Annotated in this window: 2 protein-coding genes and 2 pseudogenes; 1 reads left to right on the forward strand and 3 read right to left on the reverse strand. The window is 65.1% G+C overall.

Annotation, left to right across the window (positions count from 1 at the left end; translation table 11 throughout):
• Positions 1-105 precede the first annotated feature (105 nt).
• Positions 106-612, reverse strand: a complete 507-nt coding sequence (locus BFF76_RS29425; RefSeq protein ID WP_031101586.1) for a hypothetical protein — start codon at positions 610-612, stop codon at positions 106-108.
• Between the two features lie 282 nt (positions 613-894).
• Between BFF76_RS29425 and BFF76_RS29430 the strand changes: the two genes are divergently transcribed.
• On the forward strand, positions 895-1,452 hold the full coding sequence (locus tag BFF76_RS29430) for a hypothetical protein (RefSeq protein WP_065849443.1): 558 nt from the start codon (positions 895-897) through the stop codon (positions 1,450-1,452).
• Positions 1,453-1,464: 12 nt separating this feature from the next.
• On the opposite strand, the pseudogene BFF76_RS34225 reads toward BFF76_RS29430, so the two are convergent.
• Together BFF76_RS34225 and BFF76_RS33415 are read right to left on the reverse strand one after the other, a co-directional pair.
• Positions 1,465-1,630, reverse strand: a pseudogene (locus BFF76_RS34225) (IS5/IS1182 family transposase); the annotation flags it as partial.
• 2 nt (positions 1,631-1,632) lie between these two features.
• Positions 1,633-1,946, reverse strand: a pseudogene (locus BFF76_RS33415) (transposase family protein); the annotation flags it as partial.

The following is a 1,946-nucleotide window of genomic DNA, read 5'->3' on the forward strand; positions in this document are numbered from 1 at the left end:
TGCGGGATCAACCGCCTCAAGAGGAACCGCGCTGCCGCCGCGCGCTACGACAAGCTGGCGGTCTGCTTCGAGGCGACTTTGCTGGTCGCAGCGATCAACGAATGGCTATGACCCTGCCTCGCGCGTCATCACGTAGGTGTTCCCGATGTCGGGATCGCCGTAGAAGAAGAACAGCTTCAACTCGTCGTGCTGATCGCGGTCCACGTAGAAGGACCATGCGTATGTCGACGGAGGTTCAGGACTTGAGGTGTCAGTGGCCGGCGAGGGGGAACGGCTCTCCACTCGGGTCCGGGCTGTCAGCGCGAGTCGGACGACCTGTCCGCCGTCGTCGTCGGTCAGTTGCCAGGTTCCCTTACCGGAGAGGCGCCAGCCGTCATCGAAGTCGAAGTCCTGCCCGTCGAGCTTTTCGAAAAGAGCAGTCCCGTCTTCGTGAAGCAGCACGCGGGTCCCCTCGACGTTTTCCCATCCCCCAGCGACTTCGGCCGCCGTGGTGTCGTGGATGCCTGTTCCCTCGTAGTACTGATAGGGGTTGCACGCCGTCAGAGTAGCCAGAACCACCATCAAGCCACCGAGGGTCGCCCCCCACGCCCGCAGCCTGCTTCCGCCCGTCACCAGGGCCTCCCACCCTCAGCCCGCATCGGCCAACTGATAGAAGCGGCCGTGGAGAGATACCCTGCCAGACCTGTTAAACGCGTTCAACTCTTCGACTGGAGGGACGGCGCACACCACCCCGGGCTCGTTTGTCTAGCGCTGCCTGCAGCCACGGACAAGCACTGCAACCAGCGTTTTCGATACACCTGGAGCCTGTCTCTTGGCAGCGCGCGGTTCGATGGTGCTGCATGCCTGATCGATAACCTGTGTCGGCGTCGGCATCATGGTGCGAAACTTCGGTCCATGACCTCACCCGAGCTCAGTGAACGGGACTATCTCCGGGAGATCGAGCGTCTCGCCAGCCGCGTCAGCGTGGAGGCATCCAACGAAGGATGGCTCTCGTTTCAGGCAGAGCCGGAAGACGCAACACCACTCCAGCGCAGCGTGAACGTGCTTGCTCGGGCTCTGCGCCACTACCACTTCGAAGATGACGGTTGCCTCGACGAGGACCGGCCTCTGATCCGCCTCGTCGGAGCCTCGGTGTTGAAGCCCGGGGCCATGCCGGCCGGAGTGGAGGAGGCGTACGAGGAGGTGTGTGCACGGATCGGCGTCGACCCCCGGCCCGAGGGCTGGGCTCTGTGGAACACCTGGAGCGACGGAGACCTGAAGGTGACCATGGTGGTTTCCACGGTCGAGACGACCGAGGGCCTTTTCGAGAACTGGGCCCGCGGGAGGGCACTCGACCCGGTGTCACCGCTGCCCTCCCAGATCGCCCTCGTCCGCCCTGGATGGATAGCACCGATGACGTTCTCACCTCGCGGCGTCAGACGGACTGGCCTTGGCGGTCGGCCGCTGTCCTAGGCTGGCCCTCGGTCAGCGCAGTGTCCATATGGGAATCGCAGCCAGGTGCAGTGCGGCCACGTAGGCGACGGCGAGTTTGTCGGTTCGCATGGCCAGACCTCGCCGCAGTCGGTGCCGACCTGGTCGGCGGTCTGCGGGATCACGGCACGGATAGCTCTCCGCCGAAGATGCTCACGGANNTCCGCCAGGACAGCGTCCGGCCGGGTCCGCGGTCTTCCTGGTCCACTTCGCGGAACACGGATGCCCGCCATGACCACCTCGAAGGCCAGGATGTCACCCGCCTGGCCCGCGGAAACGGAGGGCCAAGCATCGTGCGTGGCCGTCGCTGACGAGATGGACCTTCGTGCTCAGGCCGCCGCGGGAACGTCCGAGCGCATGGTCGTCGGGCTCAGCCCGAAATGGCGCCCCTTTTTTCTGGCCCCAGCGGCGTACTGGTGGGACCGGCAGACGGTGGAGTCCACCGACACGGTCCAGCCGATGTCGTCAGCACCATC

It is taken from the genome of Streptomyces mutomycini (assembly GCF_001700505.1).
Taxonomy (GTDB): domain Bacteria; phylum Actinomycetota; class Actinomycetes; order Streptomycetales; family Streptomycetaceae; genus Streptomyces; species Streptomyces mutomycini.